This is a genomic window from Actinoalloteichus caeruleus (assembly GCF_049311605.1).
Classification (GTDB): domain Bacteria; phylum Actinomycetota; class Actinomycetes; order Mycobacteriales; family Pseudonocardiaceae; genus Actinoalloteichus_B; species Actinoalloteichus_B caeruleus.
In genome coordinates, this window is sequence record NZ_CP186005.1 from 3,079,326 (window position 1) to 3,101,527 (window position 22,202).

A 22,202-nucleotide genomic window follows, 5' to 3' on the forward strand; every position below is an offset into this window, starting at 1 on the left:
CCGGGGAAGATCGACGTATTGGTGTCCGATCTGCGGAGCCGTCGGCGGTAGTGCGGAGTGCGTCGGCGTCAACCTCGGTGGTCGCCCGATACGGTTAAGCGGTGCGGCTCGCCGCGAGGTGCCAAAATTCGGAAACAACGATGCGAACAATCCCTGGCCGGCCTGCCGGGGTCACCTCCTGAACTCCGGGGCTCTACCGCTGCCCCACGGTGGTTGATGTGTCGAAGTCGCGGCACCTGCCGGTGTCAATCCCGGTCGACATGGCTCTTGAACTAGGAAGGGGTGTTATGGCTACGAAGGTAATCGTCACGAACTATTCGGCTCTCTCGCACAAGGGGTACACGGAATCCGCGATCAAGTCGGTCAAGAAGGAGGTCGCCGCGCTGATCAAGGCTGACAAGGATCGGGGGCTGACGACCACGGTGGTGGACGTCAGCGACAAGGCCGACATGGACCAGCACCACGCCCCGGTCGTGACCAGCGAGACGGACGAGAAACAGAACAAGGACACCATCGACGCGATCCACCACTCCGCCAAGCCTGACTACCTCATGATCCTCGGCAGTCACGACGTCATCCCGCACCAGGCACTGAAGAACCCCTACATCGCCGAGGATTCGGAACCCGCCGTCCCCAGCGACCTGCCCTATGCTTCTGAAACCACCTACGCCGCAGGTGCGGGGGACCCCAAGAACTACATCAACCCCAGTCGTGTCGTCGGTCGGCTTCCCGACCTCACCGGGGGCCACGACGTCGCACACCTGGCACGGCTCATCGGGCTCGCCGCGCAGTCCTCGCCCGCGGCGCGCAAGAAATACGAGGATTACTTCGGCCTCTCCGCCAAGGTCTGGAAAGAAGGTTCAGAAAGGGACCTGAAGTTCCTATTCGGCAATTCGACCGCGCTTCACCTCGTGCCGCCCGAAGGGACCCCCTGGAAACCGCCAACCCCACTGGGGTCGCGAACCCAGTTCGTAGCCTGCCACGGGGCCTACGCGCACGACGAGTGGTTCGGAGCGGACGAGAACTCCGACGAGGACCAGCTGTACCCGGTCGCGCTGACCACGGACGACATCAAGCAGAACATCACCTACGGAACCATCCTGGCGCCGGTCTGCTGCTACGGGGCGCAACTGTTCTCGACCAAGACCAACCCCGGAACGCCGCTGTGCTCCACCTACCTGGACAACGGGGCGGTGGCGTTCTTCGGCAGCACCAACATCGCGTACAGCGTGAAGCAGTTCTGCACCAAGGCCGACCTGATCACCCGCACCTTCCTCGACGAAGTCCTCAAAGGCCAGTCCAGCGGCTACGCGACCCTGAAGGCACGGCAGGACTACGCGAAGCAGAAGACCCCGCTGGACCCCGTAGATCTGAAGACCCTGGCACAGTACATCCTCCTCGGCGACCCCTCCCTCAAACCAGTGGAAGCGCCGCCGCACGACGCCGGGACCGATCCGCGCTCAGCCACCGCCGAGCGCCGCCGGCAGGCCCTGATCACCGCCCGAACTCTGGAACGCGCGGTCGCACTGCCCGTGCCCACCGAAGCGGGGATCAGCCCGGAGCTGGAGGCTGCCCTGCGGGAGATCGGCCGTCAACACGGATTCCCTCCAGACGCCAGGCTGTCCACCTACGACGAGGTATGGCAGGGCGACAGCGCCCTGCTGGAAGGCACACAAGGACCACCGCGCCAGCACATCCTGCACACGCTGCGAAATCCCGCCGCCCCCGTGCGCACCGACGTCGTTCTGATCATCCGCGAACAACGGGGGTCGATCGTGTCCATCGAACGACTCGAAGCCGCCTGACCGGCACGCGGTGGCGCTGCCGCCGCGGCGACGAAGGGTCGGGGTCGGTCGGCCGCGATCCGCACCGCCCCGGCCCCACGAATCGCCCACATCGCGAGCGGCGCGCCACCTGAGGACAACCAGGCCCCGGAGACCTCCCGGGCCTGGCAGCGGGGCAACGCCACCACCTTCGTCGAACCGCTTGGCGGGCGAATCGTGGCGCAGTTCTTCGACGTCGGGCACTCCCGGTCCGTGCCGTGGGAACGACGGCCCGAGGGGGCTCGGTTGCTCGCCGAGCTCAGGAGCCCTGGGCGGCGGTGGAACGCGGTGGTGGTGGGGGAGGGGACCCGGTGTTGGTTCGGGGACCAGTTCTCCCTGACCGCGCCGAAGTTCGCCGCGTACGGCGTCGATCTCTGGGTTCCCGAACTCGGCGGGAGGTTTGATCCCCGTAACCCGTCCCACACGATGTTGATGAGCGTACTGGGTGGCGTGAGCGAGTCCGAACGACAGCATGTGCGTGCCAGGGTGCGGGCGGCGATTTCCGGAGACACCTGCGGTGCGGAATCTGCTCGCGGAAGATGGACGCCAGCCCGCGTCGGCACGGCATGTACTACCGGTGTCCCGCGCGCACCCTCGCCCCCGGATCGGCTGCCCTGGCCGAGCACCCCCGTACGGTGTACGTGCGGGAGGACGTCATCAGGGACGCAGTGAACGGGTGGATCGGGTGGTTGTTCGCGCCAACCAACGTCGAGCGGACCGTGCGCGCCCTGCTCGCCTCCCAGGACGATGGCAGGACGTCCAAGGACCGGGAGAGCGCCCGGCGACGTCTCACCGAGGCGGAGGCAAGCTCCGCCGCTTCCAAGAGGCGGTGGCGGCTGGCATCGACCCGGCTGCCCTGGTCGAGCCGATCAACGAGGCCCAGGCGGAACGTGCCGCCGCGCAGCCCGAGCTGAGCGGCTCGGCACCGCCTGGGACGGTCAGCGATGCGGAGATCCACGCCATGATCGACTCACTGGGTGACGTGGGGCCGCCCTGTCGCGGGCGGAGCCGGACCGGCTGGCTGAGCTGTACCGGGAGCTACGGCTTGAACTGCGGTACGAAAACAACGAAGAGGCCGTCTATGCGACGACCTCTCCACGGGTGAATAATGTACGTGTCCGAGGGGGGAGCAGAACCACATTCCCAGCATCGTGTACGCCGCTGACCTGCCGTTACTGTGACCGTCTGCGGATGATCACCGGTAACACTATTGTCAGTTGGTGAGCGAACGGTGCTGCTGTTTACCTGAAGTTGGCGGGGGTCTAGTGAAGGAGTGAAGACGCTCCTCCGGCACCGGACCGCAGGTGGGACAGTCGGACAGTCAGCTCAGCGTGGCTCCTGAGGGCGTGGTCCTAACGGCGTGAGGCGCGGGCCCTCGCGATGACGTCTTCAGCGTGGGCAAGGGCGGTGGTCAGATCGGCCAGAGCTTCCGGGGGCATCGTGCCACTGTCCAGCCCGCACACCTCGACCAGGCAGGTGAGGTCGTTCTCCTGGGATTCGGTGAGCAGGTCGTGGCAGTCGCTGTGCCGGAGGATGTCGCGGGCGACGTTTCCGTCGCGGCTGCGGACCGCGTGGTCGATCAGGTCGGCGGCGAGGTGCCGTGCGTGAGGGTTGTCGGTGCCGCCGAGCGCGTCGAGGAACGACAAGCCCAGGCGGGTGTGGAACACCGCGAGGCTGGGTGACGACCTGTCGAGGGCCTGGTACCGGGTGAGGAGCGTGTCCAGGTCGGGACTGTTGGTGGCGCCGCGGCACTGGATGGTGAGGCAGGCGGTGACGGCGTTCTCCCAGGGTTCTCCTGGGGCCGTGTCCGCCAGCAGCGCGAGGGCACCGTCGGTGTCACCGTCGACGGCGTGGGCGATGATCGCGACCTGGCGGCCGTCGAGCATCCGACGCCCGATGCCCTTGTAGCGTTCCAGCTGCGCGCGGGCTTCGTCCCACCGTCCGGCGGTGGCCAGTGCACGTGCCCCGGTCGCCAGCAGAACCGTCCACAACCAGCGTCGGATCTCCTCGTGGACCTCCGGGGAGTCGGTGAGGTCGGCGGGGATTCCGATGCCGTCCACGTCTGCCTCGACGCGGGCGGAGACCGTGGTGAACAGGGCGTCGATCAGCGCGAACGCCCGCTCGCCGTGCCCTTCTCGGATGTGAAGGCGAACGAGGTTGGTGATCGGTTCGAGGGCCAGGCGGGTTTCCCGCTCGTCCAGCGGGCGGGCGCGGAGGTAGAGGTTCACCTGCTGGTGGCACCATCGCCGGGCCAGGTCGGGGAGTCCGCAGTCGGAGGCGACGAGCGCTGCCTGGTTGTGCACCGCGGCCGCCTCGGTGAGATCGGCGCTACGGGTGGCCTCACGGGCTCGCTCGCACAGCCCGGCCACCCGCCGGGCCAGCGGGACGCAGGCCGGGCGGATGCGGGCAACGAGGGGGAAACGACGGGCGAAGGCCCCAGCGGGGTCCATGACCGTCACTCCCAGGTGACGGTCATGGGCCTGGTCGGACGTTCCAGCACCACCCGGCCAGGCGTGCTGGACGGCTGGGGTGATGCGTCCGGGATGGCGAAGCGGACCGGGCACGAGCGGAAGCCCTGATCCCAGGTCGTGATCTCGCTCCCGACGTGCTCGGCGAGGTCCTGCCCGCTGGGGCCGTGACCGAGGACCCCGACCTCGTACCGCCGGCCGCCGTCCGGGCCGGGGTCGGCGGGACGGAGGGTGAGGTAGGCGAGGCTGCCGTCGGCGGTGGTGGTGGCCATCGCGACGGTGGGGAACATCGGCCGGACCAGGCCGCTGTCCCTGGCGGCCGGGGCGACCTCCATGCGCATCAGGGGGTTGGGCAAGTGGCAGGCCAGCCACAGGTCCAGCCACTCGAAGGACTCCCTGGGCACGAAGTGCACCCCGGTCCAGACCGCGCGGGCCGGGCTCTCCAGGACCCCGGTGAGGGCGTCGGGGTGGGTGGCGTGGTCGTTGTCCCGGTGGGTTTGCAGTGTCACCTCGCCGGTGTCGGTGAGGTCGAGAACCCGGCGGGCGTCGTCGCCGAGTCCCCGCAGGGGCATGAAGACCGCCATCTCGCTACCCCGGCTGATCCAGCCGTGCTGGTCGCGTTCGAAGGCGATGCTGCGCGAGGCGCAGCCGCGCAGGCGCACCGGAACCACCAGGCGTCCGCCGGGTGCGAGCTGGTCGAGCCAGGCGGTGGGGATGTCGTGGGCGCCGACGGTGGCGATGATCCGGTCGAACGGGGCGGTCTCGGGGTGGCCGAGGGCGCCGTCGGCGGTGACGGCTACGACGTTGGTCATGCCTGCGGCGGCGAGGTGTTCGCGGGCGCCGGCGACGAGGTCGGCGTCGATGTCGATCGTGGTGACCTGGCCGGTCTCGCCGGTGAGGGTGGCCATGAGCGCGGCGTTGTACCCGGTGGCCGCGCCGATCTCCAACAGCCGTTCGCCGGGTTGGATGGCGAGTTGTTCGAGCATCATAGCGACGATCGTGGGTTGGGATGCGGCGCTGATGCGGGTGCCGTCGTGGTCGTGCTTGGTGTAGACGGGCTCGTCGGCGTAGGCCTCGGCCAGCTCGACAGTGGGCAGGAACAGGTGACGGGGCACCTGCCGGAATGCCGCTTCGATCGTGGTGGTGCGGAGGGTGCCGGCTGTGGTCAGGCGGTCGGTGAGCTGGGCGCGCAGGGCGTCAGCGGAGTCGGGGGAGGTGTCACGGACAGTGGTTGTCATCGCGGGAACCCTAACGGTGGTGGTGGTCCCGGCTGGTGCCTGCCGGGGAGGCGTTCGGTGGAAGACGGCGTCCACGGCCAGCGCCGCCAGGGTGGCCTGGTCCGGTCCAGAGAGGCCGGCGCGGTTGGCGTGGAAGAGGAAGTGGTGGGTCAGGACCGCGCGCAGGCCCCTGTTGAGGAGCCCGTCCCGGGCGAGGCCGGCGAGCTGGCGGCCGGCGGTGTCGAACGCCGTCCACCACGCCCGAGTTACCAGTTCGGGGATTCTGTGCGGGTCCGTGGTCATCAACCGCCGAACGGCCTGGCTCCATCGTTCGGTGCGCCGCACATCCGCGTGGACATGGGCGGGCCGGAGGGCAGCCACCCTGGCCCAGACGTCGCCCTGCTCGAACCAGTCCAAGCCGGCGGCGCGCAGCATCGCGCTGAACAGTACGACCGTGGTTTCCCGGTGGCCGAGGGCGGCTGGCGTGGCGGTGCGGGTGAGGCAGTGGCGGCTGTCGTGGTGGAACAGCGTGTGCGCGAGGTCCATCCCGGCCGGACCACCGAAGGCAAGGGCTTCGGGTTCGTAGATTCCGCGGGTCCACCGGGTGACCCACCCGTCGTGCTCCAACTCCGCCAGCAGCGTGTCGACGACGGTCGTGTCGGGTTTGAGGGGCCGATAGCGCCACCGCCACGCGGGCGTCTTGCGCAGGTGCCACCACGTGTCAAGCTCATCAGCTCGCTGAGCCTGGTCGAGAGCGGGTGCGAGCAGGGTCGCGGCGATGTGCTCGGCGGTGGGTGGGTCGGCGAACTCGACCAGGTAGTGGTGCCAGCGGCTGTCCGGCGGCATCGGCGCGGGGTCTCCTTCCGGGACGGGTCAGGTGATCAGCAGGCAGGTTTCCCAGCCCGTCGTGGGCTCGGTCGCGGTGGCGAGAGCGGCCAAGCCGACCCCGGCGGCGGCCTCCAACACGCCGGGCTTGTCGGGAACGGGATAGGTGCGGGCGCGGTCGAGTAGGTCGCGGGACAGCGCCTGGAGCTGGACCGTGGTGGGTCCGGTCGTGTCGGTGGCGGCGTGGGCGGTGATGCGGGCCAGGCCGGAGTAGCCGTGGCAGAGCGAGGCGTCGTTGACCAACGCGTCCTGGCTGGGATCGGTTACCGCGCTGATCAGTGCCGCTTCGGAGGTCTGTTGGCCAGCCGTGTCTCCGAGTGCCAGGGCGGCGAGGTGCAGGGTGCGGGCGATGCCCGCCGTTCCGTAGCACCAACTTGGGCGGCGGCTGGCCCCGCTGTGCCGCAGCCGGGTGGGCGCGGGCCTCGATCGTGCCTCGCTCCTGGTGATCAGGTAGGGCCAGCGGTGCCCGGTGGGGGTGTCGATGCGCCAGGAATTCAGCCACCTGCGGATCGTCTCGATGGCTTCGCGCTGCCCGTCCACTGTCACGCCCCGGCGGAGGGCCTGGGCCAACAGCGACAGGGGGCCGCTAATGCCGTGCGCGAGGCCGAAGTTGCCGTGGCCGCCCGGGAACTCGTCCTCCTCGCGACCGGTGGGGCCGGTCAGGGTCCACCACCCTGAAAGTTCCTCTCCTTCGATCGTGATGGGGTGGGTGAGGCGCACCAGGGCACCCAATACGGCTCGTAGGGCATTGCCGTGGGGTTCGTGGTGCAGCAGGTGCGCGCCGAGTCCGGCGAGGCCACGGATCGTGTCGAACTCCAGCATCCTGGGCAGTTTCCCGGCGTCCATGCGGGTGTGGGCGGCGCCGACGCGGGCGTGGGCGTCGACGGTGATACGCCGGGCCAGCGGCATGAGAGCGGACCGGTAGGCGCCGGGCCGGATGGCGGCCGCGCCCGCGAGAGCACGAGCGACGGCGGGCGCGCCGTAGAACCCGCCGGTGCTCGCCCCGGCGGTGACCGGCTTGCTGGCGACGACGGTCAGCCACTCGTGGGCGCGGGTGAACGGCCGCAACCCGGCCGCCGCCAGTTCGATGTGCAGCAGCGCGACTCCGGGAGCTCCGTGGGCCAGGGACTGGTGCCACCACCGCTCGTCGGTGGGAAGGGTGGCGGCATCGGGCCGGGCGAGGCGGTCGCCGATCGCCGCCGCGAATTCGGCAGCGGTGTCCGAAGCGAGGACGGAGTTCATCGAGGTCCTTCCGCGCGGGCTGTGACGGTCAGGGCTGCGGTCCGGGCGAGGTAGTGGCACACGGCCTTGTCCTCGGGCTCGGTGCCGCAGGCCCGTAGGAAATGCGTGTGCATCACCGAGCCCAAGGCGGCATCCAGGTCGACGCCCTCGGCGTCGGGCCCGGACAGACCAGCCCGGTAGCCCGCCAGGGCTTCGGCTCGTTCGGCCCAGGCCCCCACGATCGCTGCGCCCCCTGGTTCGGCACGCAGGACGCGGAAATCCTGGTCGGGGTCTGCCAGCCGCCGTGCCTCGTTGAAGACCGCGCGCGGAACGGCGCTGGGCGGCTTTGCTGGGATGTGGTCGACCAGCCACCGCATTCCGATCTCAGGGTCCCCGGTGAAGGCGAGAGCGATGGCGGCGAAGTTCGCCGCGGCCAGGGCGTGAGGGTGGGGGCGTTCGGGCTGCGCGAGCTGGTTGAGCACGGCGCGGGAATCAGCGGTGAGGACCGCCTCGGCGGCGCTCAGCGCCGCGCCCGAGCCCCAGCGGCCGGTCTCCGGGTAGGAGGTGGCGAAGACCACCTCCCGCAGCAAGCCCAGGCGGCGCAGCCTGTTCGTCCAGGCGCTGACGCGGCCAGCGGCCTCGCCGAACGCTGCGGGATCGGCGGTGGGAAGCGCGATGCGCAGGCGGAGGTAGTGTTCGTCGCCCTCGCGGAATCGCAGGAACCACCACTGCGGCTGATCCTCACCCCACTCAGCTAGCAGGGCGGGCAGGTGCTCGGCGAGGACGATGTTCTGGCGGTTCGGGGCGCCGTAGAGCTTGGCGAACAGCAACGGGGACGCGCCGGGAGGCAGGCCGTGCTCGTCGGGCTGGACGAGCCGGTGGACGGTCGGGCGCGGCGGTCGCCTCGCGGCCGGCCGCTGGTGGGCGCTCAAGGGTATGACGACTTCGTGGGCCCGGCCGTCGAGCCATCCGGCGACGTTCTCCGCTGGGCCTTCCTCCAACACCGCGTGGGAGTTGGTGGTGCAGTGTTCGCGCAGGAGTACCCGGTGCGCCTCCTCGCTGAGGTCCAGAGGAAGCCGCCAGTCCCCGTCGACCAGGAACACCCGCCGTGGTAGGCGGCGGCGCTCCCGCCAATCGGTCAACACCGCGTCCCACGAGGTCCAGGCGGCCGTGGGGCCAGGGAAATCGGCGGTGCGCAACCGCCACCGGGCCGGGGACAGCACGACCCGGCCGGATCGCAGCCGGGGAAGGAAGGGCAAGGTGGCCGCCGTTCCCCAGTCGAACTCGGTGACCTCCGCGCAGTGCGCACGGGTGAGTTCGATCAGGAAGCGAGCCAGCGGTGGGGTGTGCTTGCGCAGGTTGAGCGCGTGCAAGCTCCACGCCTCCACCCTTACACCGAGAGCAGGAGCGGTCAGGTACAACCGGTCCTGATCACAACTGATTGCGAGATCGGCCGCCGTCAGCACGGAGGTCGACGTGGTGTCGCGGTGCTCGGCGAGGCTGAGCACGGTCGGCAGGACCTGAACGCAGCGAGTGACGTGCGCGGTAGCCGGGTCCAGCGGAGGGAAGGACAATTGCACCGGGAGAGACCCATGCGGATCGGACGAGGCACGTAGCGGTGACGTAAACCGCTGGCGGTCGTGCTGGCCGAGTAGGTGCAGGAAGCGGCCGGTAAGAACACCCGCCGATCGCGAGACCGAGGTGACCGCGAGCTGGAACCTCCCCTCCCGCAGGGATCGCACGCTGCGGGCGTCGACGCGGGCGCACAACTCCAGGTGGGAGGGCAGCCGCGCCGAGCCGAGGGGAGCCGCCTCCAGCTCGGCGATCAACGCCTCGTCGAGAACGACTTCGTGCTGCCCGTCCAACGCGGCGGATTGGGCGATGGTCAGCAGTCGCTCGTCGCGAGGTGTCCGCTGAGGGCGTGCGGCGGCTGCCGTGGTGCCGGGGTAGCCGGCGGGCCAGCCGATCCCGCTGTCGGCCGTGACCGCGAGCAGCGGAACCTGCGTGCCGCTGCCAAACCGCTGGTAGAAGCGCCGGTGGTAGTCCGACCACGCCGCCGTGCCACCGGGTCGGGAGGCCAGACGCGCCAGTAGCAGCGCGGCACGTTCGGCTTCGCGGGCCAGCGTCTCGGGGAGCACGACCTCCAGGTCCAGCCGCAGATCAACCGCAACGGGGGTTCGCCGTACTGGAGCCACCGTGTTCATGCGGGCGCAGGCCTCCGCTCGCAGCGCGCGCCGGACCTCGACGGTGCTGTGCCTATGCTGCTGCAACTGACGGTGGAGGTCGTTCAGCGCCGCGTACTGCTCGGAGGCAGCCGCGGCGACCGGTGCCAGCTCGCGGACCAGGTGGCCCAGTGGATCGGGCTCGGTGCTGGGTGCGTGGAGGTTGGTGACGAGCACGCGGTGCGCGACGAGCGTGGTGAGCAATGTGACCACCGAATTGGGCCCAGCGTGGGGAAACCGGTGCTCGATCGTGGTGCGGAGGTCGTCGAAGCGCAGCGGTCGTCGTGCGGCCCGCACCGCAGCGCGCACCGGGCCGGTGTACCGGAGCTCCACTTCGACAGCCCCGGTGCCCTGGTCGGTGCTGACCGGCTGGTACGGCACCACCAGGCGCTCGCCTCGCACCACCAGCGTCGTGTTGGTGACGACGGCCAAGCGCGCCAGGACAGCAGGGGTTCCTTCCAGTCCACGAATGACCTCCGCCAGCCACCCCGCTTCAGCCCCTGCCACGGCCTCGTGATCATTGCCGCAGCGCAGGTACGGCACCGAGCCGAACTGAACGGCGGCGACCCCGGCGAACAAGCCGTTGGGCGTCGGGCGGCCGGTCGTCCGCGCCAGGTAGCGCATCATCGACAACACCGCGCGTCGAACCTTGCGTGCGCTCGGACCGCTCGCCGCGCACAGGCTGCGGATGCGACCAGCGAGTACGGGGCTGGCGTGGCCGATGGCATCGCGGACGGCCTCCACACCCCACACCTGACGCAGCCAAGCCACCCAGCCCGTCACGGCGTCAGCACCGGACGCCTCCAGCACGGGCCACGGCGGGAGTCGCAGGTCACCTTCCGCGACTGCTCGAACCACGGCACCACCTGCGGTTCGGAAGCGGACGCGGTCGGGCGAGGCCGATGTCACCAGGCACCTTCCGAGAAGAGAGTGATGGCGGTCGGACGACGAACCCGGCGGGCCGACGTCCGACCGCTGTTCATGGTCAGGCGGCGCTGATGCAGGTCGACTTCTCGCAGGTATGCCCGCAGCCGTCGTCCGTCGAATTGATCAGGTGCGCTGGGTCCTCCATTTCGACCAGCCTGATGTCCAGGTCGAACTCCGAACCGGCGCACGCTGTCGCCGTGGGTGGGCCAGTCCTCGACCACTCCCTCTGAACCGTCACACATCCTCCTTCGTGGATAACCGCCCGGAGCCCCACCAGATGCGTGGAGCGCTGCTGCTTGCCGGTACTCGGGCTGAGTGGGAGGCGGAAGCTCGCCCCGGACGCAGCGACCTCAGCCAACTCCCGATGATCAACCTCAGCCAGAGCGGAGACGCGGCGCCCATGAGGCGGCGAGGAGGCGTCATTACCTCTGACCTGCGAATACGCCACAGAGGGCAGTCGTAGCCCGAACGGGTACAGCTCCCCGCGAACGACCAATCCCGGCGCGCTCCTGGCTAGCGTGACACCGAATTGAATGGGATGGGGTGATCGCCATGGGCGAGCGGCGGAACGCCTTCGTCGCGCGGCGCGAGATGATGGGCTACACCCAGGAGGGCCTCGCCACTGCCGTCGGTGTGGAGTTCTCCACGGTGGGGCGGTGGGAGCGCGGTGACCTGACGCCGCAGCCGTACCGCAGGCCCCGTATCGCGCAGGCACTGGGTATCAGTCTGGAGGAGCTCGGTGCGCTGCTCGTACCAGCGACAGGCCGGCACGCGGCCCCTTCGGCGACTGCCACGCCACCCCAGTCAATGAAGGCGGTCCACTACGCGGGAAGGGCCTGCGACACGGACCCCGCCGAGAGCACCGCTACGCGGAAGGTCCCCCAGCCACGAGCGGATGGCAGGGTGCATGGTGGAGAGGTCATGCCGGCCCAGCCCGACTCAGTGGAGGCAGACGAGATGAACCGCCGCGACCTGCTGCGCCTGTTCACCATGACCGGCGCTGCCTTGGCCACGCCGGCTGGAGAACCAGCCCTTCCCGAGGGGGACAGCTTCGCGGCCGCCGCCGGCACTGGCAGGGTGGATGCTGCGGCGGCGGCCGAGTTCGCCGCGCTGAACAGCCACCTGTGGCGGATGTATGTGAAGGCGCCGACCAAGAGCCAGGTGCTTCCCCTCGTCCGCGCGCAGCTCGACGTCCTGACCGCCGGCCTGCGTCATCCCCAGGACTCGGCCATCCACCAGCGGCTCTGCGCGTTGTCCTCCGAGCTCTTCCAGTTGACCGGCGAGATCTTCCTCGACGCGGACCGCTACACCGACGCCGCCCACTGCTACACCCTGGCCGCAACGGCGGGCCAGGAGGCCAACTCGCCCGACCTCTGGGCGTGCGCGCTGATCCGGCACGCGTTCATCGTCCTGTACGAGCGCCGGTTCGCCGAAGCCGCACCGCTGCTCGAACTCGCCGCCGCGGTGGCAGAGCGAGGCGATCCCACTCTTTCCACCCGGCACTGGGTCGCGGCCATGCGGGCAGGGACATGCGCTGGTCTCGGCGATCTGGGCGGTTGTGAACGCGCGCTCGACGCGGCCGCCGAGGTTCACCAGCTGCGCGGTCCGGTGCACAACGGTGGCTGGCTGCGGTTCGACGGTAGCCGGCTGGCGGAGGAACGCGGCAGCTGCTACGTCACGCTGGGCCGCTACGACGCCGCCGAGGAGGCGCTGGGGGACGCGTTGGCGGGCAGCCTGACGGCACGGCGGAAGGCCGGCGTTCTCACCGACCTGGCGGTGATCGGAGTGCATCGCCGCGACCACGACCAGGTCATCGCCTACGCCGACGCCGCCGTGGCCACCGCCCGGCGGACCGGTTCCGGCGTCGTGAACCACAAGCTGCGCGGTCTACAGTCGTACTTGGACCCTCTGCTGGTCGACCAGCGGATCCAGCGACTCGATGCCGACATCAGCGAACTCGTCGGTACCCACGCCGCATGATGGAGGACCACCGAATGCAGGACGACCGTGGCCGTGTGTTCCGCGAGGCGTGGATCGCCGGGGTGATCGAGCACTATCCCGGCGAGCCGAAGCCCGGGTACCTCGCCGGGTGGGAGGAGACTCCGGACTGGGAACGCGCTGCCGCGACCTCGGTGTACGACCAGGTGCTCGCGTTCATTGAGGTCACTGGCGGCGCCACGGGCAAGCTCACCCGGGAGCAGAAGGGCCGTTTCGTCGCGCTGTGTTGGGTCGGGCAGGTCCTCAAGCACTTCCGCGATCCGAAGCCGTCCTACGTGGCGGACTGGGCTGACCTGCCCGACTGGCAGAAGGCGACGGACATCGACATCTTCGAGCGCATCGAACGCGAGGCCCGGTCGGGGGCAGTTGCTGGCACGTCGGGTGGTGCCGTTCACCCACCACGGCCCTGATCGGGGGCCGGGTGGGGCGGGGCAGTGGAGTGTGTCGGACGGGAACTGCCTCGCGTGCCCGAGACACGGTCTGGTGAGTCGGTTCCTGGAGAAGCGCGGAAACACCCTTGCGGCCGGCTGTTCTTGCCCCACCCAGTGGGGTTCCAGGGCTGTGTACCTGCCGTTCGCGGTTCCACGTCAGGGCGTGGGCCGCTGATCTCGCTCGCGCCATCGGCGAGCTGTTCCCTTCGTTAGCCTGCCGCGCGATTTCCGCCTCGTGCGCGAGGCCCGACCGCGAGGTGGAGGCGCCCGGCCCAGAAAGTGTGCACGCTCAGGGCAGGACAGACGCCGCCCCATGAACGCCCCTGAAACGCCTGACCGCCGCTCTGGTGACCAGGCTGGGATCGCTGTTGACTGGGTTCGGGCCTGCGGTGCCCGCCCCCGACCGGGTGCCGCAGGCCCGAACCGGTTCTGGCCAGGCGTCTGACCATGGTGTCCATTCCTTCTCGTTCCAGCTGTGGAACGCCATCGTTGCCTGCGTGAAGTGCCCGCGAGAGCGCTTCCACCAGGACGGGTCCATCGAGGAGGCGACCAGGTGGGAGGCGAGATGGCGGGTAGTGGGAAGTGGTGGGCCGGCGGTGCCGTGGTGCTGGTCGTCGGGGTGGTGGTGGCCTACCTGGCGGTGGCGCTGCCCTCCGGTGAGGCCGGACAGGCGCACCCCGGCGGTACTGGCTCGGCCGTGAGCTCCACACCAGAGCAGCCGCCGGCCGACTCCCGGTACCCGCCGGTGGAGAACCCGATCGACATGCGGGCGCTCGAGCCCTGCGACCTGCTGCCGCCGGACGCCGCCATGGAACTCGGGCTGGCCCCGGAGGGGGAGCTGGAGCGGCCGACCGGGCCGTTCGAACCGTGCCTGTGGCGCAACCGGGTCACCGCCACCGACGCGGCGGTGTATCGGGACATCGGGCGCACCGGGTTGGGCGAGGTGTACGACCGGAAGGACGCCTACGCCGTGTTCACCCCGATCACGATCGAGGGCTACCCGGCCGTCGCGGCGCAGCACGTCGAGCAGATGGGCAACTGCCAGGTTTTCGTCGGGACCGCCCACGACCAGCAGTTCGTCGTGCAGTCCGACAACGCGCTCTACCTGGAGGACGGAGTGACCGAGGCCGAGGAGTCGGACCCGTGCGCCCGGGCCGCCGACGTCGCCCGCGCCGTCCTGGTGCGGCTGCCCACCGGGGACTGACAGGACCTTGGCCAGTACAAGGCAGACGGGGATCGAGGCTGTGTTCGATCAGCCCGTTCGGGCGATGCGATACGCCCCCCGTGCTGGGCAACCTGATTCCCAGTGTGACGACGAGGCGATGGCGGGGAGCGCACAGGTGACCAAACGGGAGCGGCTGGCGAAGAGGCGGGCGGCGTTGGGCTTCACCCAGGAGTCGTTCGCCCGCAGCATCGGTGTCGAACTCTCCACCGCCGGCAGGTGGGAACGGGGAACGCAGGATCCCCAACCCTGGATGCGTCCCACCATCGCCAAAGCGCTCGAAGTCTCCACCGAGGAGCTTGACGTCCTCCTGGCCGCCACCCCCTTACCCGCCGCTCCTATCGAACCCCCGGTGACCATGGGTCCCGAGGTCGCCGAGCACGTACGCCAGAGCCAGGCGGAGTGGCTTCGCATCCGTCGAGCGGAGGGTGTACGCGGTCGGGAGCTGGCGGAACTGGCCGCGTGGCTGTACCCGGCCAGCCAACGGGCGCCGGGCGGACACGTGTTGACCGGTCCCGGCTGGTTGCTGGATCAGCCCGTGGAGTTGGACTCGGTGCGTCTGAGCTTCTCCGATGCCGGGTACCCGGTGGCCCGGCTCGGGCCGCTGGACCACGTGCTGCCGTTGACCGCGCGCGGTAACCGCTACGCGGGTTACGGCAGGGCGGTCCGTGACCTGGTGCGGCCTCGGCTTCTGGAGAACCGGCTCTCCTACCGGTTGGTGGGGGTGTCCCACCAGGACGGGCTGGCGCTGACGTTCGCGACCACCACGTTCTTCGAGGTGTTCGATGTCAAGGAGTGCCTGGCTCACGAGTTCAAAGCGGCCTGGTTGGCAGCAGGGGGGTCAGTGCCCGCGTGGAGCGCGTTGCCGTTGCGCTCGGCACTCGGTGATCCTTTCGATCCCCTGCGGCTGTTGATGTCTCCTGGTATCAGCACGTTGACGATCCGTAGGGACAGGCGCGGTGAGCACCGGTTCATGATGCACCAGCGTGACGGCCGCGCTGTGGCCGACGGTGGTGGGCTGTGCACCGTCATGCCCTCCGGGGAGTTCCAGCCGTCCTCGGTCGCCGCTGTCGACGTGCGCAACGACTTCTCGTTGTGGCGCAACATCATGCGGGAGTACTCGGAGGAGTTCCTCGGCAATCCCGAACACGACGGGGCCGGAGCGAGCTCCATCGACTACGCCGGGCAGGAACCGTTCCGTTCCTTCGAGCGGGCGCGTGCCGAGGGCCGGTTCAGGCTCTGGCACTACGGTCTGGTGATGGACCCGCTCACCCTGGGGGCGAGCCAACGGACCGTCGCGGTGGTGGATGACGAGGTCTTCGATCGGCTGTTCACCGGGTTGGTGACGACCAATGATGAGGGCCACGTTGTCGGTGAAGGGGGACGGACGGACATGCCGTTCACCGACGACGCGATCGACCGGCTCGAACCACGGATCTCGGCCAGCTCGTTGACCCTGCTGCGGATGGCCTGGCGCGACCGCCGTTTCCTCCTGAACTGACGCGTGGCAGGAATCAGCGCTCGGGGCGAGATGGTGTGCGATTGGCTGGAGCCATGCATTGATCTCTCCCTGGGGCGTGACCGTTCGAGCCTTGAGGTCGTCATGATAGTGGCGACCCTCGTTGGCGAGAACTGGTGAACCGCCGGTGTCGATGGTAGACGGTGTCGATGGTGGAGGCCGGGGGCATTTCACCGGACTACCGTCGAAATCTCGATCAAGTAGTTCGGGGGCAGCGGTACCCCATAAGCGTCCATTTTCACGGCTAGCCGCACAATGCGGCTTGACAACTGCGGGCGACGAAGCGTCCATGGACGTGAGCCGTATGGCTCCGAATGAACCCAACCCGAAGGGACGAGACAACCATGCCCGTGCACCCTGCCCCTGAGACGCCATCCGAACCGGCCCCTGACCCTGCCGGTGACGGTCCGATGACCGACACCGCTACCACACTTCCAGAAACGGTGAACCGCACGGTTCAGGACGAAGAGAAGGCGGACCCGTTGTCGTGGGAGGGGCTTTCCCCCGAGGACGTCATTCTCGCATCGCCAACCACCACGCCAATGCGACAGCCCGACGATGCGTGGGCATTCCTGGTGTCGGCCGTGGACGTCTGGGACGACGACGCCGATGCCGGCGGTGACCTGGCACTGTTCGCTGGCCATTGGCTGTTCGAACAGCCGAAGGCAGCGGAGTGTGAGGGGGATCTTGTCGTCGTGATCAGTGCTCCGGACGGCGCGTCTCCGCAGGAGGACCAGGTCACGGTGACGATGCTGCTGGCCCACCGCAACCGGTGGCGGCGGGTTGGCCAGTGGGAGCGGTTGTCCTCGCGCTGGCCTCAAACCATCGCTGCTACTGCGTCGGCGATCATGCAGCTCCATACCGAGGCGAGTGCCGGAATGGCTCGGCCCTGCTTCGGATAGGAGCGACCGGCGGTTGTCTTGGCGAGGGCTAGGGTGTCAACGGGGGTGTCGTGGACCGCTGGGTCAGCCCGGTTCACGGCGGCGAGGAGCTTGCGGGAACGCCCAGCGACGGGCTGCACCCGTACCCCTCGTCTGCTCCGACCACACCCTAGCCCTCGCCAAGTATCGAGCAAAAGAAATTCCACGTCCCGGTTGTTGTCCGCATGAGGTCGGCAGAACATCGGAGGACTCGCCGACGAATCCGGCACCGAAATACCAGACGGACGGTGCGGGAGACGGCGGGGAAAATCGAATCTTGATAGCGGCCGCGCAGCTCCCCATTGCGACCTGGCGTCATCCCGTCAACAGGGGGGCACGTCTCCACTCGCGAGGGTCGGTGGCGCGAGGAAATACGAGCTGACGACAAGCTCGGCCGGCGGGACACCTACAACACAGCCCCGATACTGGTTAGCCTTCGATGGGCGTGGAGGGTGGGCCGCTAGAGTGCGGTCGACACAGTCGGAGGTACCACATGGGCACACGACGAGATGCACTCGCCGCCCGGCGGGAAGCGCTCGGGTTCACGCAACAAACCTTCGCCGAACAGCTCGGTGTGGAACTGTCGACTGTCGGTCGATGGGAACGGGGCACACTCACCCCCCAGCCTTGGCGCCGCCCCGACCTCGCCGCCATCCTGAAGGTCTCCCTCACCGAGCTCGACGCGCTCCTGAGCCCCGGCACCACCCACGTCTCCCACGCAACGTTCACCCGCTCCCGCCGACCCGTCGTCGACGCACCTCGGATGAACGAGACGGTCCTCATCGACCGAATCGCCGCTCCCTGGGATCATCGGGCTTCCCTGGGCCGGACCACACTGCCCGCCCGAGTACCGGCGCACGGCGAAGTCGGGGAACTCGTATCGCAGGTCCACCGCTGGTACCAGGCGGCGCGTTACGCCGAATCAGCAGGACTCGTACCGGCCGTGACGGCCGCCGTGGACGAGCTCGTCGAAACCAGCCCCTCGGGCACCCGCCGCGCCGCGCTCGCGCTGCGGACGAGCCTCGCGGTCGCCGAGGCAAAACTCGCGACCAAGGCGGAGAACGCTCCCGCGGCGAGGATGGCGGCCCAGCGGGCCCAGGACACGGCCGAGGAAGCCGAGGACCCGTTCGGCCAAGCCTCCGCCACTTACCAGGTGGTCTGCGCACTCCTCCGCACCGGGCAGCGTGAGGACCGCACCCACGCCGAAGAGCGTGCCACCAGCGCGGTCGAGGAACTGCGAGGCACCGACCCCCAGAGCCTGACCTGGCGAGGAACCCTCACGTTGATCACCGCGATCATCGCCGCCCGACGCGGCGACCGCCGGGAAACCGCATCGCGGCTTGACCACGCTGAGGATCTCGCGCTGCGGCTCGGTGTGGACGGCAACATCGGGTGGACGGCGTTCGGGCCGACCAATGTGATGATCCACCGGGTGTCGGCGGCGGTGGCCCTCGACGACCCCGACGGGGCGTTGACGGTGGCGGAGCGGATCGACATCTCCGGGATACCGTCGGGTCTGCGTGGCCGCCAGGCCCAGTTCCATCTTGACAGCGCTTGGGCCCACAGCCAGCGAGCCGAGGACCCCCTGGCGGTGATCCACCTTCTCGACGCCGAGCGCGTGGCTCCCGAACTCGTCCGGACCAAGAACCACAGCCGCCGCGTCATCCGGACCCTGCTGGCGCGGGAACGTCGCCGGTCCGTGCCGGGCCTGCGAGGGCTGGCCCTACGAACGGGAGTGACCGCGTGACCGCGGCCGCCGGCGCGCGATGTGCGTACCTGGTCGTCTCCGCCGCCCCACCCGTGCTGCGCATCGAGGAGTTCGTCACGGCCCTGACCGCCGAGGGGTGGTCGGTCTGCGTCATCGCGACGCCGAACGCGGCGTCGTGGATCGATCTCGACGCGGTGGCCGCCGCGACCGGCTGCGTCACCCGGTCAGCGATGAGCCCGCCGCTGCGGCAGGAGTCCCTACCGCGCGCGGAGGTTGTGGTCGCGGCGCCGCTGACATTCAACTCGATCAACAAGTGGGCGACCGGTATCAGTGACTCGTTCGCTCTCGGAGTGCTCAACGAGATGCTGGGCGTTGAGGTACCCGTTCTCGCTGTGCCGTGCGTGAAGGCCTCGTTGCGCGAGCATCCTGCTTACGGTGGCAGCGTGGCTCGGCTGGTCGGCGCCGGGGTCGTCATGGTCGACCCGGATTCGGTGACGGTACGCGACGAGGACGGGTTGATGATGTTCGACTGGAAGCGGATCCTGTCGCGACTGCGCCGGCTTCACAACTCACCGGTGGAGGATTAGGGCCGACCCCACACGCCGAACCGGGAGACGTCCAGCGGGGCCTCAGTGGGTCCTCGCAGCAGCGCCCAGTCTGGGAGAAGGCTCACGAAGATCCGTGCTCGCTGAGGTCGACCGTTGCCGTTCGGTCGGGAACCCGAGTGCTGCGAACATTGCCGCAGCGGTCACTAGCGGGTGCGGCGCGATGCAGCGTGTCCCGAGGGGCGGTAGCCGTGTACCAACGTGGCGAAAGGTTGGCAGCGCGGGCGGGCGCGTGAGGCTTGGAGAGGCGAGAAGGCGTGTCAAGCGCCTCGTGTGGCGAACCCGGCACCGCTGGTTCACCATGAGCGGGACGTGGTGCTCGAAGGCCGTCATGGAGGCGGTGGTGCTCAGCGGCCAGGTGCTGAGGAAGCATCGGCGCTTCGTCTGGCTGGGGGAGTTCACGAGGGCGAAGCGAGGTCGGGGAACGTGGAAACTCTGGGAGAGGAGCGCTTCCTCCGAGGCCTGTACGACCTCAGGTACATGTTCGGTGACAAGTGGGCTCCTGCTATCCTGTTCGTCCTCTCGAACGGTCCGCTGCGGCGTGTGGACATCGCCTCCGAGGTTCGGGCGTGCTCAGTCGGAGCAGAATGGTCCCGCACCCCGCCTGTCCTCCATGACAGCATTCTGGCCAGGACGTTGAAACGGATGACCGCTGCAGGACTTGTGAGCCGGACTGGTTCCACGGATACGTTTCCGCCGCAAGCGATATACACGGCGACGCCCGAGGTTGTTGATTTGTTGAAGCTTCTCGAGCCGGCGGTGGCCTGGACGAGGAAGAACGCTTCGCTGGTTGAGCGAGCCCGGGGGTCGCACCGCCGGTGTGCGACCCCCGGAACATAGAGACTGGGCATGGGACGGCCTACTCCGGATCGACCAACCTGAGAGCAGGTGGGTCAGTTACGAATGTCGGCGTCGCAGCAGGGAGAAGGAGTATGAGCCGGTCCAACTTCGTTCGGAGAGTTCGTAGTCCTCGCGTGAAGATCGACGTGATCTGTGATTCAAGCTCGGCTACCCTATGTCTGCCTTCGGTGGTCACGCCGATGCGGCCATCTTTGTGTTGGATGTAGGACAAGGCGGTGAGTTCGCGCAGTACCTCGTCCAGCTCTTCGTAGCCGATTCCCGTCGAGTTTCGTATCGAGTGCGGGCTCATGGGGTGCGTCCTTGCTAGCCAGCGCGCGACCCCGGCGGATAATAAGGTGAGGGCGGGGCGCGACGGTGTGTGTGTCGTGGCCAATTCGCGTTCCATCCTATGCAGGTAGGAGAAGACGTGGTGCCAGAGGATCCATGAATCTTTCTGAGGGGGGAGTGGTTCGATGAGATGTTGGTCGGGGTCTGTTGGGGCTGTTTCCGGGGGTTCGGGTGCCGATTTTGACGAGGGGAGAACTCCTCGGGATTGAAGCCCGGATATCAGAGTTCTCTCCCATCTGAGATAGGTGGCCGTCCCGATGTCCGTGGGGCCGTAGTAGTTGGCCTGCCCTGGGGTGGGCAAGCTCCTCGTAGCCAGGCCGAGCTTGTAAAGGGCTCGGAGGTGCGCTCGCCATGAGTTGACGCTCCCTACTTGGTAGAAATCGGCGAGGTGATCTCCTCGTATGGCGCATGTCGGATTACTGATCAGGTAGTGCAGTGCTGCGCAGCGTGAGACGTTGAGGATCTCATTTCCTCGCTGAGAGTAAGATGCTGCTCTTAGCTTTGCGTCTGAAAGTAGCGAACGGTAGTTGTCTGTTGACAGGCGGTTCGACGATTCCATCATCATTCACATCGCTATGATCACGAAATTTGGGCGAGGGACTTATATGACTCCAATTCTTCGTGTGAGGTTGATGGGTGTGCCTATCTGCACGGTGACAGTATTGAATCTTTTGATATTCGGCAAGAACTTACTCGGAGATCATCCGATGGGTCGATTTCCGTGCACCTCGCGGCCACTCCTCAGACAATGATCGTCCGGCCGTCGAGGACCAGTACGCGGGCTCGGCGGACGGGGATTCACCAACGGTGGGCTGCGGGGCGGTAGCCAGACCGGGATCAGGAGCTGAGGCCGGTCGGGGGTCAACTCGACCAAGTTGCTCGACCAGCTTGTTGTCCTCCAGGCACACGGTAACGGCGGCACGGCCGCGAAGTACCAGGAGCGCCGCACGGTATCCAGCAGGTTCGGCCAACTGCCTGACGTCCAAGCCCGCCGCAGCGCACGCAGGAGCGAAGGCCGGTGGACAGTCGACGTGAGCAGTGGTGTCCCTTCGGATTCCTCAACCTCGCGTCCTGAAGCCGGACAGGCAGAAGGGATCGCCTACTGAATCGTTCCTCCCACCGGGTGACGATGCGGTGCGAAGCACGGACTTTCCTTTCCCCGAGCTGTCACGCGTCCTACCGTGGCAGGCCCAGGCTTGCGCGAACTGGGGGCTGAGGAGGAACGGTGATGGCTGAGCACCGCTGGTCAGCGATGCTGTGCCCCGTGCGAGACGGTGGCCAGCTCAGATTGCGCTGTGGGTGTCATGCGCGGGCACACAGCCGCTGAGCGGGTCGCGCGAACCGCGCTCGCACGAGTCAGCCTGCCTGACCCCTGGACGGTTGACGCTTTCGTCGACAGGGTGGGTCAGCTCAGGCAACGTCCAGTCGAAGTGGTGGTTCAGACCATGAGCCGGTACAGCAGCATCGCCTGCGGCTTGTGGATCGCCGGCCCTGACGAGGACATGATCGTGGTGGACGACACCTCCAGCCCATTGCATCGCGAGCACACGATTCTGCACGAGGTCGGCCACATGCTGTGCGGGCACCAGGGGACGACGCTCGGCCGGGGGCTCGCCGGCCCATCGCGTGCGACATCGCGGTTGGTGAGCGACCTTCTCCAGGACGCTCGTGACGGGGCCACCAGAGTGCTGCACCGCGAGTACTACGGGGACAAGGCTGAGCTCGAAGCGGAGACCTTCGCATACCTGGTCTGGCGACGAGTGGGAGAGCAGCTGCTGGCTCCGCTCGGGGCTCGAGGCCGACTGGACTCAGCACTGGCCGGACGAGGAGGAGTCACTCATGCCTAGG

Annotated in this window: 16 protein-coding genes and 1 pseudogene; 12 read left to right on the forward strand and 5 right to left on the reverse strand. The window is 68.3% G+C overall.

Going from position 1 to position 22,202, the window contains the following annotated elements; genetic code table 11:
* Positions 1 to 287 precede the first annotated feature (287 nt).
* The 3 genes and pseudogenes from ACOJVX_RS12490 to ACOJVX_RS12500 all read left to right on the forward strand — a co-directional run bounded on the left by ACOJVX_RS12490 (position 288) and on the right by ACOJVX_RS12500 (position 2,737).
* Positions 288 to 1,805: a C25 family cysteine peptidase gene (locus ACOJVX_RS12490; protein ID WP_422647556.1), complete on the forward strand. Its 1,518-nt coding sequence runs from the start codon at positions 288 to 290 to the stop codon at positions 1,803 to 1,805.
* A gap of 195 nt (positions 1,806 to 2,000) precedes the next feature.
* A pseudogene (locus tag ACOJVX_RS12495) lies at positions 2,001 to 2,267 on the forward strand (recombinase family protein); the annotation flags it as partial.
* Positions 2,268 to 2,362: 95 nt separating this feature from the next.
* Entirely contained in the window at positions 2,363 to 2,737 is a 375-nt protein-coding gene (locus ACOJVX_RS12500) for a hypothetical protein (protein WP_418155369.1), read from the forward strand.
* 438 nt (positions 2,738 to 3,175) lie between these two features.
* Here ACOJVX_RS12500 and ACOJVX_RS12505 read toward each other — a convergent pair whose 3' ends face one another.
* The 5 genes from ACOJVX_RS12505 to ACOJVX_RS12525 all read right to left on the reverse strand — a co-directional run bounded on the left by ACOJVX_RS12505 (position 3,176) and on the right by ACOJVX_RS12525 (position 11,001).
* Positions 3,176 to 4,273: a hypothetical protein gene (locus ACOJVX_RS12505; RefSeq protein ID WP_422647557.1), complete on the reverse strand. Its 1,098-nt coding sequence runs from the start codon at positions 4,271 to 4,273 to the stop codon at positions 3,176 to 3,178.
* Between the two features lie 5 nt (positions 4,274 to 4,278).
* Complete coding sequence (gene fxlM / locus ACOJVX_RS12510) at positions 4,279 to 6,354, reverse strand: methyltransferase, FxLD system (protein WP_422647558.1); 2,076 nt, start codon at positions 6,352 to 6,354, stop codon at positions 4,279 to 4,281.
* Positions 6,355 to 6,381: 27 nt separating this feature from the next.
* On the reverse strand, positions 6,382 to 7,635 hold the full coding sequence (locus ACOJVX_RS12515) for a lanthionine synthetase C family protein (RefSeq protein WP_418155349.1): 1,254 nt from the start codon (positions 7,633 to 7,635) through the stop codon (positions 6,382 to 6,384).
* The gene (locus ACOJVX_RS12520; protein WP_422647559.1) at positions 7,632 to 10,694 is read right to left on the reverse strand and encodes a lantibiotic dehydratase; all 3,063 of its coding nucleotides are present in this window, start codon (positions 10,692 to 10,694) and stop codon (positions 7,632 to 7,634) included. The genes ACOJVX_RS12515 and ACOJVX_RS12520 overlap by 4 nt, the downstream gene beginning before the upstream one ends.
* 127 nt (positions 10,695 to 10,821) lie before the next feature.
* The gene (locus ACOJVX_RS12525) at positions 10,822 to 11,001 is read right to left on the reverse strand and encodes an FxLD family lanthipeptide (protein WP_422647560.1); all 180 of its coding nucleotides are present in this window, start codon (positions 10,999 to 11,001) and stop codon (positions 10,822 to 10,824) included.
* 314 nt (positions 11,002 to 11,315) lie between these two features.
* Between ACOJVX_RS12525 and ACOJVX_RS12530 the strand changes: the two genes are divergently transcribed.
* The 9 genes from ACOJVX_RS12530 to ACOJVX_RS12570 all read left to right on the forward strand — a co-directional run bounded on the left by ACOJVX_RS12530 (position 11,316) and on the right by ACOJVX_RS12570 (position 22,201).
* Entirely contained in the window at positions 11,316 to 12,743 is a 1,428-nt protein-coding gene (locus tag ACOJVX_RS12530; protein WP_422647561.1) for a helix-turn-helix domain-containing protein, read from the forward strand.
* A 14-nt stretch (positions 12,744 to 12,757) separates the two neighbouring features.
* Positions 12,758 to 13,171, forward strand: coding sequence for a hypothetical protein (locus ACOJVX_RS12535; protein ID WP_418155353.1), 414 nt, complete (start codon positions 12,758 to 12,760; stop codon positions 13,169 to 13,171).
* A gap of 586 nt (positions 13,172 to 13,757) precedes the next feature.
* Entirely contained in the window at positions 13,758 to 14,396 is a 639-nt protein-coding gene (locus tag ACOJVX_RS12540) for a DUF3558 domain-containing protein (protein ID WP_418155354.1), read from the forward strand.
* Between the two features lie 136 nt (positions 14,397 to 14,532).
* Positions 14,533 to 15,915, forward strand: a complete 1,383-nt coding sequence (locus tag ACOJVX_RS12545; protein ID WP_418155355.1) for a helix-turn-helix transcriptional regulator — start codon at positions 14,533 to 14,535, stop codon at positions 15,913 to 15,915.
* A gap of 428 nt (positions 15,916 to 16,343) precedes the next feature.
* Positions 16,344 to 16,835, forward strand: coding sequence for a hypothetical protein (locus tag ACOJVX_RS12550; RefSeq protein ID WP_418155356.1), 492 nt, complete (start codon positions 16,344 to 16,346; stop codon positions 16,833 to 16,835).
* A gap of 511 nt (positions 16,836 to 17,346) precedes the next feature.
* Positions 17,347 to 18,600 carry a helix-turn-helix domain-containing protein gene (locus ACOJVX_RS12555; RefSeq protein ID WP_422646759.1) on the forward strand — a complete coding sequence of 418 codons (1,254 nt, stop codon included), beginning with the start codon at positions 17,347 to 17,349 and terminating at the stop codon, positions 18,598 to 18,600.
* A complete protein-coding gene (locus ACOJVX_RS12560; protein WP_418155358.1) occupies positions 18,597 to 19,148 on the forward strand; it encodes a flavoprotein in 552 nt (183 codons plus the stop codon). Before ACOJVX_RS12555 ends, ACOJVX_RS12560 begins: the two co-directional genes overlap by 4 nt.
* Before the next feature lie 498 nt (positions 19,149 to 19,646).
* On the forward strand, positions 19,647 to 20,006 hold the full coding sequence (locus ACOJVX_RS12565; RefSeq protein WP_418155368.1) for a winged helix-turn-helix transcriptional regulator: 360 nt from the start codon (positions 19,647 to 19,649) through the stop codon (positions 20,004 to 20,006).
* A 1,793-nt stretch (positions 20,007 to 21,799) separates the two neighbouring features.
* The gene (locus tag ACOJVX_RS12570) at positions 21,800 to 22,201 is read left to right on the forward strand and encodes a hypothetical protein (protein WP_418155359.1); all 402 of its coding nucleotides are present in this window, start codon (positions 21,800 to 21,802) and stop codon (positions 22,199 to 22,201) included.
* Position 22,202 lies beyond the last annotated feature (1 nt).